This window comes from Gemmatimonadaceae bacterium (assembly GCA_030647905.1).
GTDB lineage: Bacteria > Gemmatimonadota > Gemmatimonadetes > Gemmatimonadales > Gemmatimonadaceae > UBA4720.
On record JAUSJA010000029.1, the window covers coordinates 37,176 to 52,778 of the forward strand.

General features: G+C 63.9%; 14 protein-coding genes. 5 read left to right on the plus strand and 9 right to left on the minus strand.

Annotation, left to right across the window (positions count from 1 at the left end):
* Positions 1-46: 46 nt before the first annotated feature.
* A complete protein-coding gene (locus tag Q7S20_10040; GenBank protein ID MDO8502171.1) occupies positions 47-877 on the minus strand; it encodes a neutral zinc metallopeptidase in 831 nt (276 codons plus the stop codon).
* A 114-nt stretch (positions 878-991) separates the two neighbouring features.
* Here Q7S20_10040 and Q7S20_10045 point away from each other — a divergent pair, with 114 nt between their 5' ends.
* From Q7S20_10045 to Q7S20_10055, 3 genes are all read left to right on the plus strand, one after another.
* The gene (locus Q7S20_10045) at positions 992-2,293 is read left to right on the plus strand and encodes a hypothetical protein (GenBank protein MDO8502172.1); all 1,302 of its coding nucleotides are present in this window, start codon (positions 992-994) and stop codon (positions 2,291-2,293) included.
* Between the two features lie 137 nt (positions 2,294-2,430).
* Positions 2,431-3,117 (plus strand): hypothetical protein, encoded by a 687-nt coding sequence (locus tag Q7S20_10050; protein ID MDO8502173.1) that lies wholly within the window; start codon positions 2,431-2,433, stop codon positions 3,115-3,117.
* A 34-nt stretch (positions 3,118-3,151) separates the two neighbouring features.
* A complete protein-coding gene (locus Q7S20_10055) occupies positions 3,152-3,805 on the plus strand; it encodes a hemolysin III family protein (protein MDO8502174.1) in 654 nt (217 codons plus the stop codon).
* A gap of 67 nt (positions 3,806-3,872) precedes the next feature.
* Here the strand turns inward: Q7S20_10055 and Q7S20_10060 are convergent, their stop codons facing one another.
* Positions 3,873-5,684, minus strand: coding sequence for a 30S ribosomal protein S1 (locus tag Q7S20_10060; protein ID MDO8502175.1), 1,812 nt, complete (start codon positions 5,682-5,684; stop codon positions 3,873-3,875).
* Between the two features lie 238 nt (positions 5,685-5,922).
* Between Q7S20_10060 and Q7S20_10065 the strand changes: the two genes are divergently transcribed.
* Positions 5,923-6,603, plus strand: a complete 681-nt coding sequence (locus Q7S20_10065; protein MDO8502176.1) for a phosphoribosyltransferase — start codon at positions 5,923-5,925, stop codon at positions 6,601-6,603.
* A gap of 37 nt (positions 6,604-6,640) precedes the next feature.
* Entirely contained in the window at positions 6,641-7,306 is a 666-nt protein-coding gene (locus tag Q7S20_10070) for a dienelactone hydrolase family protein (GenBank protein ID MDO8502177.1), read from the plus strand.
* A 52-nt stretch (positions 7,307-7,358) separates the two neighbouring features.
* Here Q7S20_10070 and Q7S20_10075 read toward each other — a convergent pair whose 3' ends face one another.
* From Q7S20_10075 to Q7S20_10105, 7 genes are all read right to left on the minus strand, one after another.
* The gene (locus tag Q7S20_10075; protein MDO8502178.1) at positions 7,359-7,859 is read right to left on the minus strand and encodes a CBS domain-containing protein; all 501 of its coding nucleotides are present in this window, start codon (positions 7,857-7,859) and stop codon (positions 7,359-7,361) included.
* A 173-nt stretch (positions 7,860-8,032) separates the two neighbouring features.
* Positions 8,033-8,701 (minus strand): (d)CMP kinase, encoded by a 669-nt coding sequence (cmk, locus tag Q7S20_10080; GenBank protein MDO8502179.1) that lies wholly within the window; start codon positions 8,699-8,701, stop codon positions 8,033-8,035.
* A 22-nt stretch (positions 8,702-8,723) separates the two neighbouring features.
* Positions 8,724-9,668, minus strand: coding sequence for a glycosyltransferase family 2 protein (locus tag Q7S20_10085; GenBank protein ID MDO8502180.1), 945 nt, complete (start codon positions 9,666-9,668; stop codon positions 8,724-8,726).
* Positions 9,665-12,136, minus strand: a complete 2,472-nt coding sequence (locus tag Q7S20_10090; GenBank protein ID MDO8502181.1) for a YfhO family protein — start codon at positions 12,134-12,136, stop codon at positions 9,665-9,667. Before Q7S20_10090 ends, Q7S20_10085 begins: the two co-directional genes overlap by 4 nt.
* 106 nt (positions 12,137-12,242) lie before the next feature.
* Positions 12,243-13,487, minus strand: a complete 1,245-nt coding sequence (locus Q7S20_10095) for a glycosyltransferase (protein MDO8502182.1) — start codon at positions 13,485-13,487, stop codon at positions 12,243-12,245.
* Between the two features lie 19 nt (positions 13,488-13,506).
* Complete coding sequence (aroA, locus tag Q7S20_10100; GenBank protein ID MDO8502183.1) at positions 13,507-14,763, minus strand: 3-phosphoshikimate 1-carboxyvinyltransferase; 1,257 nt, start codon at positions 14,761-14,763, stop codon at positions 13,507-13,509.
* A complete protein-coding gene (locus tag Q7S20_10105; protein MDO8502184.1) occupies positions 14,760-15,602 on the minus strand; it encodes a 2,3,4,5-tetrahydropyridine-2,6-dicarboxylate N-succinyltransferase in 843 nt (280 codons plus the stop codon). Before Q7S20_10105 ends, aroA begins: the two co-directional genes overlap by 4 nt.
* Position 15,603 lies beyond the last annotated feature (1 nt).

The following is a 15,603-nucleotide window of genomic DNA, read 5'->3' on the forward strand; positions in this document are numbered from 1 at the left end:
CTTATAAGACTGGCGCCTGGGTACCTTTGCTTTTCTGCAGTTGATCTTACCCGCCGAAGGTATCGCAGCTTCGCGGATCGCCGTTCTGGAACCCTCGCTGAAACCATTCCATCCGCTGCGCCGCCGAGCCGTGCGTGAACGCATCGACGTTCACGCCACGCCCGCTCTGCTGCTGAATGCGATCATCTCCAACCGCTGACGCGGCACCGAGCGCCTCTTCGACATCTCCCGCCTCGAGCCGGTTCTCACGTTTCGTCGCGTTCGCCCATACGCCCGCATAGCAGTCGGCCTGCAGCTCGATTCGCACCGAAAGCTGGTTGGCCTCCTGCGGATTCGATTCCTGCGCCTGGCGCACCTCGGAATCTGTCCCGGTCAGATGCTGGACGTGATGCCCGATCTCATGCGCCAGCACATACGCCTGCGCGAAATCGCCTGACGCACCATAGCGGGTCTTCAGCTCGTCGTAGAAGCCGAGGTCTATGTAGACCTTCTCGTCCACCGGACAGTAGAACGGCCCCATCGCCGACTGCGCGAAGCCACACCCTGATTCCGTCGAATTCCTGAACAGGACGAGCTTGGCCGGGTGGTACGCGACGCTGTTTCGCGAGAGAATCTGCGCCCACGTATTCTGTGCGTCGTCGAGAATGAACGAGACGAACAGCACCTCGGTCTCTTCCCGCGCCGAATCCTCCGGAGTCATCGGAGCATTCGCGCTGACCCCCGGCTGGACGCCGAGGTCGTTGAACAGATTTCGCCCCATGATGAGGCTGAGCGCCAGGATTATGACAGTTCCGCCGATGCCGAGACCTCTGCCAAGGCCACCGCCCGATCTGCGATCCTCGAGATTGTCACTGCGTCCACCTGGAGTCCAGCGCATCCGAATCCTCCGCTGTTGTCGCCTGCCATTCCAGCGTCGGACAATGGCAAAAACCCGGCCCTCGTGGAAGATGTGGCTCTGGCTCGATCCGACGCGCGCTCACAAATTACGAACATGACAGACAAGTTCAGAGCGCTCGTACATTGCGCCGCGTTCATCGTCGCGCTTTGCATCGGCGCCGCCAGTACGGGCCGTGCCCAGGCGCCGGTGCCCGTCAATCTCTTCGTCGCCGATCTGAAGTACGACAGCGGCGGCGTTCAAGTCGGCGCGCCGCGCAAGCTGACCGGCGACCGCGGAATCAACAGCCAGCCGTCATTCACCCCCGGCAGCGCATTTGTCCTGTTCGTGAGCCGCCGGGACGGCGCGGACGGCCAAGGCGACATCTACCGGATAAACCTCGCCACCGGTACCGAGACCCGCGTCACTGCCACACCGGAAATGGAGAACAGCCCCACCATCACGCCGGATGGAAAGCTGATGGTGATCAGGTGGACTCCCGCAACTCTGTTCAGAGAATGGGGGCCGTGGATCTACGACATGAGCGGGAAGCCGCTCCATGGCGTTCTCCCCGGTCCCGACACGGTCGGCTATTACGTGCGCGTGGACTCCGTGACGTTCGCGATGATGCGACCGAAATCGCGCTCAGCCATCGCGCTGTTCGACGTGCGACGAAAGACGATGACGGATTACGACTGGCAGGTGGCGAATCTCCCGCCGCAGCTGATACCCGGGCAGAGAGCCATCAGCTATACGCGGATAGATTCGACCGGCAGCAATGAGATCCGCCGCCTCGATCTCTCCACGTTGCAGACTTCGGCCATCGCTCCGGCGGTAACCGGCCGCGTCGTGCATGCGTGGACCAGGAGCGGCATCCTGATGGGCAAAGGGAATGCCGTATTTCTGCGGGCGCCCGGGGGCGATACGGAATGGAAGAGAATCGCCGCATTCGACAATCCCGAGCTCCACAGTGTCACCACGTACGTGGTCAGTCCGCGAGGGGACAAGCTGATCCTCATATCGCCAGCGAAGCCGGCGCTCGTCACCGCCATTCGCGACTCGCTGCAGGAAGGACGCAGCATGCAGGAGACGATAGCGGCGCTCCGCGGAAGCTCTGGCGCAACCACCATCTCGAGTTGGGAAGTCTCGGATAAATCGCTGGGCGATCTCGGCGGCGAGCTGGTCGCCCGGGAGAAAGCCGGGGACGCGATCACCCTGCTTTCGTACGCCGGTGAGCTGTTGCCGAAATCCTATGCGGTGCAGATGGGAATGGGCATGGCGTATCGCAAGGCGGGTGACGAAGCGCGCGCGGTCGAATCGCTCCGCCGTTCCCTCGCTCTGAATCCTCGCGCCACCCCCGCCGAGAAGCGCGACGCGGAGCTGGCGCAGCAGGCGGTGGACAACCCGGGGCGCCGCTGAGCCCTCGCCGGCCACCGCAATCGGCCTTGACACAATCGGCCTTGACACAATCGGCCTTGCCGCTGGCGCGTCCACGAGCACAGCTACTAATATCCGTTTCGGTTCGACAACCCCGTCAATCGCACGAAGGAGGAAGCATGAAGGTTTCGATTATCGCCGCGGCGTTCGTCGCGCTGGCTACAACGTCACTGTCGGCTCAGGGAAACGATCCGGACAAGCTCGTGACCGACGGCGGCGTCAAGGTCGCTGGATGGACGGGCCGCGTGGATCCGCGACCCGCTGCCCAGGGGCGCAAGATCACCGAAGCGAAGTTCATCTCGATGGGCAGCGGCATTCACGTGACGGCGGGCCCGGCCGCGATCTACTGGAATCCGTCGAATTCGCCGCGCGGCAACTATACCGTCCAAGCGACATTCAGTCAGACCAAAGCTTCGGCACACGCCGAGGGATACGGTCTCATCGTCGCCGGCCGTGGCCTGGACACGCCGAATCAGAGCTACGCGTATTTTCTCGTGCGGCAGGACGGCAAGTTCCTGATCAACCACCGCGCGAACGATTCGACCGTTCACAAGATCGTGGATTGGACGGCGAACGATGCCGTCAAGGCGATAGACGCGTCGGGCAAGGCGTCGAATACACTGGCGGTCGCAGTTGGCGCGACGACGATCAGCTTCCTCGTCAACGGAAAGGAAGTGCACACGCTTCCGCGAGCCGTTGTCGAGAGCGGCTCGGGGAACGCTGGTTCCGCTGGCATCGCCGGCATCCGCGTGAATCACAACCTCGACGTTCACATTGGCGGGTTCGCGGTAACGCCGGCGAAGTAGGCGGTATACCTTTGCACCGGCTCGAATGACCCAATTGGCAACAGGCGCTGATCGCCGAATCGGTGAGACAATCGCAAACAGCGTCACACACGGAGTGGGACTGGCGGCAAGCCTGATCGCCCTCCCGCTTGTGATTTTCGCGTCGCTGAAGCGGGGCGATCCATTGCAGGTGGTCGGCGCCGCCGTATTCGGCTTGTCCCTCGTCCTGCTCTACGGCGCATCCACGGTCTATCACTCATTCCCGCGATCTTCGGCGACGCGCGTGCTCCGCATGATTGACCACTCCGCGATCTATCTGTTGATCGCGGGCAGCTACACACCATTCGCGCTCGGCCCGCTCAGGGGACCCTGGGGATGGGCCCTTCTAGCCGCGGTCTGGGCGATGGCTCTCATCGGCATCGCGCTGAAGAGCATCCATGGATTCGTCAGGCCGGGATTATCCACCACGCTTTACATCGCCATGGGATGGCTGAGCATTGTCGCCGTCCGGCCCCTTATCACACACGTTGGGGCAGCAGGATTCTGGTGGCTGCTCGCGGGCGGGCTCTGTTACACGGGGGGCGTCGTTTTCTACGCCACCGACACGCGCCTTCGGTACGGCCACGCGGTGTGGCATGTATTCGTGCTGGCGGGCAGCACCTGCCACTTCTTCGCGGTGCTGTGGCATTCGGGAGTACGGACGGGGTGATCGGGAGAGAGCGGGGCGATGTTCCCTGGATGTGGGCGGTTGTCGGGCCTTCTGTGACAAGAAAACCTCACCCTTCGCCTTCGTCGAACACCGCCGGAAGCGGAATCGGATCGGACATGTTGTAGTCGTCCGACTCCATCGGAATCACCTTGCTCGGGGTCTCCGGACGCTCCTGGCCTTCAGGGATGTTCGTCACCGCGAGCACGATGCGGCGCTGGATCGGATCAACCTCGAGCACGCGCACGCCGACCTTCATGGTCTCCCACGTGATGTCGGCCGGGCTGTCCACCGGGTCGCCGAAGTTGAGCTGGCTCACCGGCACGAAGCCCTCGATGTCGTTGCCGATGTCCACGACGACACCCTTGTCCATCAGGCGAACCACGGTGCCATCGAGCTCGGTTCCGACCGGATAGGTCTCGCCGATCTTGAGCCACGGATCGTCCTGCGCCTGCTTCAAGCCGAGCGAGATGCGCTTGTTGTCGGCGTCAATGTTGAGAATCACGACGTCAACCGCGTCACCCTTCTTTACGACTTCCGAAGGATGCTGTACCCGCTTGGTCCACGACATGTCGGAGATATGAATCAGTCCGTCAATGCCGGGCTCGATCTCCACGAACGCGCCGAAGCTGGTGAGGTTTCTCACCTTGCCGTTGAGACGCGTGCCGACCGGATACTTCTGCGGCAGCATCATCCACGGATCCTGCTCCGTCTGCTTCATACCGAGCGAGATCTTCTCCTCGTTCGGATCGACCTTCAGCACCACTGCCTCGATCGCCTCGCCGATGGAGACGAGCTTCGACGGATGACGCACGTTGCGAGTCCAGCTCATCTCGCTGATGTGCACCAGTCCCTCGATGCCCGGCTCGAGCTCGATGAACGCGCCGTAGTTGGTAATCGAGACCACCTTGCCCGACACGCGCGTGCCGACCGGATACTTCTCCGCGACGTCCTTCCACGGATAGCTCTGGAGCTGCTTGAGTCCGAGCGAGATGCGCTCCCTCTCCCAGTCTATGTCCAGAACCTTGACCTCGAGCTCCTGCCCGATCTGAACCATCTCCGACGGATGCTGGATGCGTCCGTACGACATGTCGGTGATGTGGAGCAGTCCGTCCACGCCGCCGAGGTCGATGAATGCACCGAAGTCGGTGATGTTCTTGACGACGCCCTTGCGGACTTGGTCCTTCTGCAGGTCCTTCATCAGCTTGGCGCGCTTGCCCGCCCTCTCCTGCTCGAGGATCACGCGGCGCGAGACGACGATATTCCGCCGGCGCTTGTTGAGCTTGATGATCTTGAACTCGAACGACTGGCCGAGGAGCTCGTCCACGTTCGGAACACGGCGAAGGGCGATCTGCGAGCCGGGAAGGAATGCATCCACTCCCATGAGATCGACGACGACTCCTCCCTTAATTTTCTTGACCAGGGTTCCGGTTACTGGCTGATCGCTCTCGTAGGCGACGCGGATGCGCTCCCACACGCGCATGAAGTCGGCTTTCTTCTTGGACAGGACGACCGAGCCTTCCATGTCCTCAAGGTGCTCGAGGAGCACTTCGACTTCATCGCCGGCCTTGAGGTCGGGCATGTCCTTGAACTCCTCGAGCGGGACGGTTCCCTCGGATTTGAATCCGATGTCGAGGACGACCATGTTGTCGCGGATGTCAAGGACGATTGACTTGACGATCTCGCCTTCTTCGATCGAGGCCATGGTGCCGGTGTACATCGCCATCATGGACTCGAGCTCGTCGGGGGAGTAATCGTCCTCGTCGTAGAGCTCGGGGCGGAGGTTGGCAAGCGGGCGCAGCTGCGCCTTCTGCAGATCGCGCTTCTCGCGCGCGGTCAGCGCCGTGCCGGTTGGGGTGTCTTGGGTATCGAGGTCGGGCATTCTACTGGGTGAAAGGGTTGAGTGGGTGCTTTCTGGGGTAGCCTTCAATAATATCCGTTTGCTTGTGCAAGTTCAATCGGGCCATGCAGATATGTCCAGCAGATATCGCCCGTGCAGATATGCCGAACGCCCCCGTCACGGACATGCACCATTTCGACCGCACAGTCAGGCCCATTAGCGCTCCCCTGGCAAGCAACATGCTCCGTTCTGAGGAGAGATGCCGGCAGGAGGCAGCGAAGTGATTTCCCCCCGCTTTCACGACCGGACCCACGCGGGCCGTCAGCTCGCGACGAAACTGGCCAAGTACGCGAACCGGCACGACGTCAGCGTCCTCGGCCTGCCTCGCGGCGGAGTCCCGGTGGCGTTCGAGGTCGCCCTCGCCCTCGGCGCCCCACTCGACGTTTTCGTCGTCCGCAAGCTGGGACTTCCATGGCACGAGGAGCTCGCCATGGGAGCAATCGCCAGCGGAGGAGCTCGCCTGCTCGACGAATCGCTCATACATCGAGCCGGAGTAACGAAAGAGGAAGTGCAGAAGGTGATCGACGCCGAGCAACTGGAGCTGCAGAGGCGCGAGACGCAGTATCGAGGAGATCGGCCCCAGGCGGCGGTCGCCGGCCGCACCGTCATTCTCGTGGATGACGGCCTCGCCACGGGATCGAGCATGCGCGTCGCCATTTCCGCTCTCCGGCAGGAAAAACCCGCGTGTATCGTCGTTGCCGTGCCGATCGCGCCGCAATCCACATGCGAGATGCTCCGGTCAGAGGCGGACGAAGTGGTGTGCGCGTTGACGCCCGAGCCGTTCTACGCAGTCGGGCTCTGGTACGAGGACTTCGGCCAGACCACCGACGAAGAGGTGCACGAGATTCTCGAGCGCGCACGCCAGGAGCACGGCGGCCCCGCCGCGCTCGCGCGCCACTGAGCGCGACTTCAACACCAACGCGAGACTCCAGACAAAGATGCAATACACATCGCCGACCGACACCGATGAGATCACGGTGCATGTCACCGCCGCGGGCGCGATCCTCGAAGGCACACTCGCCGCCCCGGGGGGCGCACGCGGAGTGGTTCTGTTCGCCCACGGAAGCGGAAGCAGCCGTCATAGCCCCCGCAACCGGTACGTTGCCCAGGTGCTGAAAGAGGCGGGCCTCGCGACGCTCCTCGTGGATCTGCTCACCGAAGAGGAAGAAAGGACCGACGTCATTACACGGCAGCACAGGTTCGACATCCAACTTCTCGCCGATCGCCTGGTGGGCGCGATCGACTGGCTCAACGACGAAGCCTCGACACGTGAGCTGTCGGTAGGCCTGTTCGGCGCGAGCACCGGCGGAGGCGCCGCTCTCGTCGCCGCCGCGGACCGGCCCGATCGAGTCTCAGCCGTCGTTTCGCGGGGAGGGCGACCGGATCTGGCCGGCGCGGCGCTGCCGCGCGTTAAGGCCCCTACGCTGCTCATCGTCGGCGGCCGCGACGAACAGGTGATAGAGCTGAACCGCGCGGCGATGGCTCAGATGCACGCGCCGGTGACGCTCGAGATCGTCCCTGGCGCGACTCACCTGTTCGAGGAGCCGGGAACGCTGCAGCAGGTTGCCCGGCTCGCTCGAGACTGGTTCGTCGGACACGCTTGACATCGCCGCGCGCGGGGTCACTACGGCTGGCCCCGCACGCAGTGAGCCTCTGTCAGAAACGCTGCTCGAGCTCCGGCTGACGCGACGCGTCGGATGGCGGGAGGCGGCTCGCGCCGACCGCGGGCTCCGAGATCCGCTCAACAACGCGCGCGACTTCACGATCAGTCACCTCGCCCCTCCGTGCCGCGGCGCGCGCAAGATCGGCCTGCGCTATCATGCCGACACAGCGACCGGCATCGTCCACCACGACCATGCGACGTATCTGCCGCTCGGCCATCGTGCGCTCGACGTCCGCGAGATCGACGTCAGGGCCGCAGGTGTGCGGGGACGCCGTCATCACTTCGCTGACTTTCGCTGCCGGGCTCTGGCCGCGCGCCACGCCGCGTACAGCGATGTCGCGATCCGTCACGACTCCTACCACTCGACCGCTCTTTCCGTCCACCACGGGCAGGCACCCGCAATCGTGTTGCGCCATCAGGTTCGCCGCCTGCTCGAGCGAGTCTTCAGTGGTGCAGCAGGCCGGGTTCCCCGTCATGATCTCGCGTGCTTTCATCAGTCCTCCCTCTCTGGTGTCTCGACCGCCCGTCCGGACGTCGGCTATCGATCCGCCGCCGGTGACGGCCTTACCAGTCAATCTCGGCAAGAGCGATGCCTTACTCGAACGCGAGGAGCGTGAGGAGCACCCATTTTTGTGGCCTTTCCGTCGCGCGATCACCGGCGACGCGGTCAGCCCCTGGCCGCCCGGGCGAGCGACACTATGCGCTCTATCTGCTCCGCCTGAGCCAGATGCGTAGTGTCAATGACGACGGCTTTCGGCGCGCGCGCACTCTGCGCAGCGTCCATCTCGTCGCGGAGGCCGATTTTTTCCGTCTCTTCCGCGATCTCACTCTCCGTTGGCTCGCGCTCCAGCCGCTCGATGAGGCGACGTCTCGCGCGCTCGCCCGGCGCTGCAATGAGAAAGACCTTGAGCCGCGCGTTCGGGAAAACGACCGTGCCTATATCGCGCCCATCCACGACGACGTCGTATTCCTCGCCCGCCTTGCGAACGAGTGAGTTCACCCACTCCCGGACGGCGGCCATCTTCGCCACGACCGATACCTTGCTGGTCACCGCTTCACCGCGCATTTCCCGTTCGGCGACGACACCTTCGAGCAGCGGAGTGAATCCCGACTGGGTAGGTGCAAGCGATACGATCTTCGCGGCTTCGAGGACCGATTCTTCGGTCCACGTTTCGACAGCCCCGCCCATGCGAACGCGCGCGGCCGTGGCGGCGCGATAGAGTGCGCCGGAATCGACATGACGAAATCCGAGTGCACGGGCGATCGCTTTCGCGGTGGATGATTTTCCGGATGCTGCCGGGCCATCTATCGCGACGACCATCTTCTGACTTGACATCAGCCGAATATAATCGGCGCGGCTAGGTGGATGACCGTTTGTCGCCGCGCCTGAGCTGCTCCACTTCACTCCGCAGCAGAGCGATCATTTCGGCCGTGAAGCCGAATCCGAACAAGCTGATTCCGACGACGATCAGCAGCAGGACCAGGCCGAGCAGGGGGCGGTATCCCGTGGGCGGCGGCCCGATCCCGAATCCCCTCAGGATTGTCGCGATGAGCCCGATCAGGACGCCGAGACCGGTGAGCGCCAGCCCTGCCCCGCCGAACAGCTGCATCGGCTTGCGACTGAAGCGGAGATAGAACCACACGACCAGCAGATCACCGACGCTCGATGTCACGCGTCCCGCGCCGGTGTACTTCGAAACTCCAGCGCGTCGGGGAAACAGCTCGATGTCAATCTCGGCGACCGAGAACCCGTTGGCGTACGCAATCACCACGAAGAAGCGGTGCCAGTCGTGGCGCAGGGACACGCTGTCGAGAACTTCCCGCCGGAACGCCTTCATCGAGTTGAGGTCGCGCACCGGGACATCGAACAGGAAGCGCGACAGCCGATTGTAAACGGAGCTGACGGCGCGCTTCTCGTATGCGCCGACTTTTCGTCCGGTCACGATGTCCCACCCGGAGTCGATCTCCGCCATGAACCGCGGGATCTCCTCGGTCGAATGCTGCAGGTCCGCGTCGAACACGATGAAGACATCGGCCCTGGATTCACGCGCACCGGTGAGTATCGCCTCGGTCTTGCCGAGATTCCGGCGATGTCTCGCGACGCGCGCACGGTCTCCCATTCGCGTCGCGGCTGCGACCGAGAGAGCCCACGTCTCGTCGGTGGATCCATCGTCCACGAGAATCACTTCTCCATCGAGACCGTGCCTGGCGAAAGTCGCCTCCAGCGCGTCGAACAACGGCCCGATGTTCTCGGCTTCGTTGTACGCCGGAATGATGACGGTGAAGGCGGGAGCTTTCGTCACGCTGGCTCGGGCTCGCCCTTCCGCCGCCGCGCGCTCACCCCCGCGTAACCGACTCCGTAGGCGATCAGTACGAGAAAGAGAATCGAGCTGATCATGCGTCCCTTCGTCAGTGAGTCGGGGTCGAACTCGAATCTCACGACGTGCGTGCCGCTTCCCACGGGGACTCCGCGGAACGCGACGTTGGTGATCGCGATGAGTGTCGGCTTGTCATCCACCCATGCCTTCCACCCGTGTGCGTAAACGTCGCTGAGAACGAGCAGCGCGGGCCGGTTGGTCGTCGTGCGCACTACCACGCGGTCGGGCTTCCGTTCCGTGATGGCGGCGGCCTGCGTCAACGGCGTCTGCGGCAGCGGTTCGCCGACCGGGCGATCGACGACTGCGACGAAGGCCGGATCCCATCCGTTGAGCTTCATGAACGCGAGAGCGCTGTCGGCATCCGGAATCACGCGCACCTCGGGGACGATGTATGCGCGCGGCAGCGCCCGGTTGTTCCGATACACGATCGCTGTGGACCCGCGATAGACCTCCTCGATGTCCGGCGTCGCCTTGTTGCTGTCGGTGCTGAACATCTGGAGCTCCAGGCCGCTTACGATGTAGCGGATGTTCGCGGCGCTCATGAACGCCGGCCACTGTGTGAAGTTGTGCCAATCCACATACACCTGCCGTCCAGCGCCGGCGAATTTGTTGAAGCGCTCGAGCTGATTACCGTGCTCTCCGCCGACCTGCTCGAACCCGAAGTGCATCAGGTAGTTCCGGAGAGGAATGCTATTGTTGCCGACGCGGTCGTTTCCGTGGTACACGGCCTGGTTGCCGAATGGAAACACCCACACGCGACCGCTGTCGCCCTGTGACTTCAGAAACTCGACGACGTCATCCGCCGCGTACACCTGGTCCGGCGGCTGCACCGTCTGGAAGAACTTTCGCGTCACTACCCAGAGATCGGTGAGTGTGAGGACGCTGAGCGCCGTCGCCAGCACGCGAGACGAAAGCTTGTTGGATGCCCACCGCCACAGCAGGAACGAGGTCACGCCAAGGAAGAGCCCGAATCGAATCCACCCGACCGCCTCTCCCATCGGCGACGGAATCGCCTGAGACGTGAACAGCAGGAGCACCGCGAGAATCATCAGACCCGCCGTCATGTAGCGCGCATAGTCCGCGTCGGTCCGCATTTTCGTTCCGGCCTTCGCCGACCTCTTCACTGTGCGCTCGCTCTCCGCTGCGTTGTCCCGTACACGGGCGATCGCCTCGAGGGTGAGTGCCGCCATCGTCACGAGCGATACCGACACGAGGAAGAACGAGATGGACGGCGCGCGGAATTTGTTGACTCCCGGCAGATAGTTGAAATACACCTTATAGAGTCGTGTGTATCCGCCGAACGACATGCTTGTCGCGACCAGAGCAGTCACGCCGAAGAATGCCCAGTAGCGGCTGCGCCTCGAGAAATAGAACCCGAGCAGAAGCATGGCGATGACGAACGCGCCGACGTACTCAGTGTGCTGCTTGAAGAAGCTTTTGCCGTGATACGTCTGAAGCGTGCCCTGCTGCTCGGGAATCGCCAGGCCGGCGATCTCCGCCGGGGGCATCGAGAAGGACGTTGCGTACTCGTACCCGCGCCCGCCGGCGGCACCTCGCGGAGATTCTGCGACGTAGTCGAGGAACGGGAGGAAGTTCACCGCGGCGAGCGAGAACGCGAAGCCCACTGCCAGCAGCGCCTTCCCCATTCGTGCCGCGACCCTCGGCCGGCCAGCGGTGCGGAACTGCCACGCACAGAAGAGAGTCCACGCGGCGGCGACGAGCAGCAGGTAGTAGTTGCTCTGGATCTGGAATGACAGCAGCGAGAAGCCCAGCGTCGCCGCGAGACCGACGAAGGGGGCGATTGCGCCGGTGCGCATGCCCCGGTGGATGCAGCAGAACACGAGCGGCGAGAATGTCGCGACGATTATCCGGCCATCGTGCCCGCTGTACACGCCCGACATCGTCATGCCGGTGAACATGAAAGCGAGACCGGCGACGAACGCGACCCAGGTGCGCACTCCAAGCTCGCGCGCGAACAGATACATCCCGGTCCCCGCGATCGCAAACTGCGTCAGCAGCAGCGCGGGGAAAATCCGGGAGTCCGGCAAAAGGAACATCAACAGGAGGCGAGTCGGGTAGTACGTGCTTCCCGGATTGGCATGAAGGGGAACGCCTCCGTAGACGTACGGCACCCACTTTGGAATCACTCCCGCGCGCAGCTGGCTGGAGAGGAACTCCATGAACTGGTAACCGCCGGCGAGATAATCCGTGCCGAAAATCCCGCGGTCCGGCAGAAACGCCGGAGCGAAGTAAATGATCGCGAGCGCGAAGAAAATAGCGGCAGCAAGGCGGAACGGCACGACGAGGTCAGTGTCGGCCGGTCGCGCCGGGACCGTCGTGCGCGGACCGGGCGTTTGCCGGTCCTTCCGCGAAGCCTGTTTGGATGCGCTCACTTGTGTGGCAATATTGAAGGGCCGTGGGAGACCATGTCGGGGTCCTGGATGGAAGGCCTTCGTGCGCCAGGCGAGGCGAGCCCCGTGCCGGCGTGCCACAAAGCTCTCAATGGCCCCCGATTCGCGCCAGTCTTTTCGCGGCGATTTTCGCGGCGATCGCCGATTCGTAGACCGATAGAAGACGCGATACGATGGTGTTCCATCCGAAGGCACGTCCAGCGTACGCTGCCCCGCGGCTGGCGATCATCGCAAGCTCTGCCGGATCGTCCATCGCCTTCGAGATAGCGACGGCCAGTGACACTGCGTCACCCGGCGGAACGAGGAGGCCGGTATCGCCGTCGCAGATGATGTCCACGATGCCGCCGGCGGACGCGGCGATTACCGGCTTCCCGTATCCCATCGCTTCGATCAATACGACGCCGAGCCCTTCCGTCTCGCCCGTCGCGGTGACGATCGCGGGAAGGACGAGCGCATCGCAGGTTTCGAACAGCTCGTTCACTCGCTTCTTGTCCACCACGCCTTCGAAAGTCACGCGGTTCCCGAGCCCGAGCGCCTCCGATGCCGCGATCAGATTTTCCTTCTCCGGCCCTCCGCCCACGATCCGAAGATGGAGCCGCGCATCCGAAGCGATGAGGGCGACGGCGCGCAGCAACACGTCCACTCCCTTTCTGCGCACGAGTCTCCCCACAAAGAGAAGCTCGAACGGATCGTCGCGACGACGCACGACGGTAGCTGAGCCGGAAGAATCAGTGCGGCTCACCGCGGCCGCGCCGAAAGGCACCGTGACGCTCTGTGCGCCGGGCACGTGCTCGCGAAGCCGCGCGGCGGTATGGCTGGAAATCACGGTGACGGCATCGGAGGCTCGCACGATGCTGCGCAGAAGGGGTCCGAACACGCCTCGCGCAGGGCCCGTCCAGTTCAGCTCCGACGAGAAGAAAGTGGACACGAGCGCCGCACGCGACGCCCGCTTCGCGGCGATCGCGAACAGGCCATGCGGGATCGGCCAGAATGCGTGCACGACATCGAACTCCCCTTCGCGTGCGATGCGCGCCGCAGCCGCGGAGCCGGCGGCCAGATATGACGGCAGCAGAGCGGCGAACAACGGATTCGCGGCGATCCTGTCGAGCGCCGGCACGTCGTGCGTGAGCGTCTCGAGCCTCGCGGGCGCGTATCGGAACCGATGGACCTTCACGCCACCGATCGTACCTGTTCGCGATCCGCGATACGATGGAGCGAGAACCTCGACCTCCGTGCCCGCCATCCGCAGCCGGTCAATGGTCTCGCCCATCCACGGAGTGATGACGTCACCCTCATGGCGCGGATAAGCCGTCACGATGAAAAGAACTTTCATGAAGACGATTGCCGTCCGGCTACTGTCGTAATCGTTCGAGATCGGCCCAGAATCCCGGATACGACACTTCGACGCATTCGCGATCGTCGATCTCGATGGCGTTTCCACGAAGCGCGCCGAGGATTCCGAAGGCCATCGCGATCCGGTGATCGCCAGCCGTGGCTACGCGGCCCGTGAGAGGCATGCGCCGCCCTGAAATACGAAAGCCATCGGGCAGCTCCTCGGCGGTGGCGCCAATTGCGTTGAGGTTCGAAACGACCGTCGAGATACGATCGCTCTCCTTCACCCGCAACTCCGCGGCTCCGGTCACCTCGAGATTTGTGCCCGCCGCCGCCGCAACACACGCCATGAGCGGCAGCTCGTCTATCATCGCCGGCACTTCTTCGCCGGAGATCACCGCATCGGAAAGTCTGGAGGGACGCGCGACGACAGTGGCCGCGCTGTCTCCCGCGATAGCCGTTCTCTCCACATACTCGATGTCGGCCCCCATCGCCGCCAGTGCGTCGAGGAACCCCGTGCGAGTAGGATTGATGCAAACACGGGGCAGGACGACCTCTCCCCCGCCACGCAATATGCCGAGCGCGACGAGATAGGCGGCGGAAGACGGATCGCCGGGCACCTCCATGTCCAGCGGGCCGAGCGACGCGACGGGCGCCAGACTCACGGTGACATCATCGGTCGAGACCGCCGCGCCGAGCGAGACGAGCATGCGCTCGGTGTGATCCCGCGACTTGTGGGACTCGCGGACCGACACCTGGACTCCGGCGACGAGGCCGGCGAGGAGGATCGCGCTCTTCGTCTGCCCGCTTGCGGCGCGCGTGTTCCACGCGATGGCCGAGAGGTGGCCCCCATGCACCGTCATCGGAAGCCCGTCGCCGCGCGCGAACTCGAACCGGGCCCCCATCGCGGTGAGTGGCTCCGCGATGCGTTTCATCGGGCGCCTGCTGAGACTGGCATCGCCTTCGAAGCGCGACGAGAACGGATATGCAGCGGCGACTCCGGCCATCAGGCGCACTGTCGTCCCGCTGTTGCCGGCGTCGAGGGCGGCGCCGGGTTCGGTGAGTCCGCGCAATCCCATGCCGGCGATTCTGAAGCTCGGCGACAGGTCAGGAATGCGCGCACCCATCGCGCGAAGCACGGCAGCCGTCGAACGCACGTCCGCCGACTGGAGAATTCCTCCGATGCGCGACTGGCCCGTTGCAAGCGCGCCGAGAATCAGCGCGCGGTGCGAGATGGACTTGTCACCGGGTACGCGGACGGTGCCGCGCCCCGTCATCGCAGCCAGCCTTCGAGGGCTGTCGCGCTATCCGTCTTGTCATCGCGGTACTTCACGATGACAGGCGTCTGAAGAGACAGTCCCTCGCTCTCACCCCACCGCGACGTCACACGCCGCGCGCCTGGAACGACCACCGCGCTCGCTGGAATCTCGAGCGGCCTGTCCGCCGTCCCCCGGTACACTGTTTCGCGCACGAGGTCGAACACCGGCGTTCCTCTCGTAAGTATGACTCCGGCTCCGATCACCGCACGCTCCCTCACGACCGTGCCTTCGTAGATGCCGCAGTTGCCGCCGACGATGACGTCATCCTCGACCACGACCGGCGACGCGTTCACCGGCTCGAGCACGCCACCGATCTGAGCCGCCGCGCTGAGATGCACGCGCTCTCCGACCTGCGCGCACGATCCGACGAGCGCGTGCGAGTCAACCATCGTTCCCGCTCCGACGTACGCGCCGACGTTGATGTACATCGGGGGCATGCAAACGACTCCCGCGGCGACGTACGCTCCGCGGCGGATCGCCGAGCCGCCCGGCACCACGCGAATGCCGTCGGCGAGCGTGAGGTTACGCGGCGGATAAGTGTCCTTGTCGAAGAAACTGAAGCCGCTCGACATGTCCGTCAGCGTGCCGACCTGAAATCCGAGAAGAATTCCCCGCTTCACCCACGGAACTGCATTCCAGGATCCATCTGTACCCCGCTCCGCTGCTCTGACCTCGCCCGCTTCCAGCGAAGTGAGCAGCGCGTCCACCGCCTCGCGTGCGCCAACCGCGTGCTTGCCGGCGGCGGCATCGGACAACGCGGACTCTATACGATCTCGCAGCGCGGTTGCGTTGCTCACG

Coding starts and splice junctions, on each gene's coding strand:
- Q7S20_10075 (MDO8502178.1), bottom strand. CDS start 7,859: ATGAAAGCACGCGAGATCATGACGGGGAACCCGGCCTGCTGCACCACT.
- Q7S20_10070 (MDO8502177.1), top strand. CDS start 6,641: ATGCAATACACATCGCCGACCGACACCGATGAGATCACGGTGCATGTC.
- Q7S20_10045 (MDO8502172.1), top strand. CDS start 992: ATGACAGACAAGTTCAGAGCGCTCGTACATTGCGCCGCGTTCATCGTC.
- Q7S20_10050 (MDO8502173.1), top strand. CDS start 2,431: ATGAAGGTTTCGATTATCGCCGCGGCGTTCGTCGCGCTGGCTACAACG.
- Q7S20_10060 (MDO8502175.1), bottom strand. CDS start 5,684: ATGCCCGACCTCGATACCCAAGACACCCCAACCGGCACGGCGCTGACC.
- cmk (MDO8502179.1), bottom strand. CDS start 8,701: ATGTCAAGTCAGAAGATGGTCGTCGCGATAGATGGCCCGGCAGCATCC.
- aroA (MDO8502183.1), bottom strand. CDS start 14,763: ATGACGGGGCGCGGCACCGTCCGCGTACCCGGTGACAAGTCCATCTCG.
- Q7S20_10040 (MDO8502171.1), bottom strand. CDS start 877: ATGCGCTGGACTCCAGGTGGACGCAGTGACAATCTCGAGGATCGCAGA.
- Q7S20_10095 (MDO8502182.1), bottom strand. CDS start 13,487: ATGAAAGTTCTTTTCATCGTGACGGCTTATCCGCGCCATGAGGGTGAC.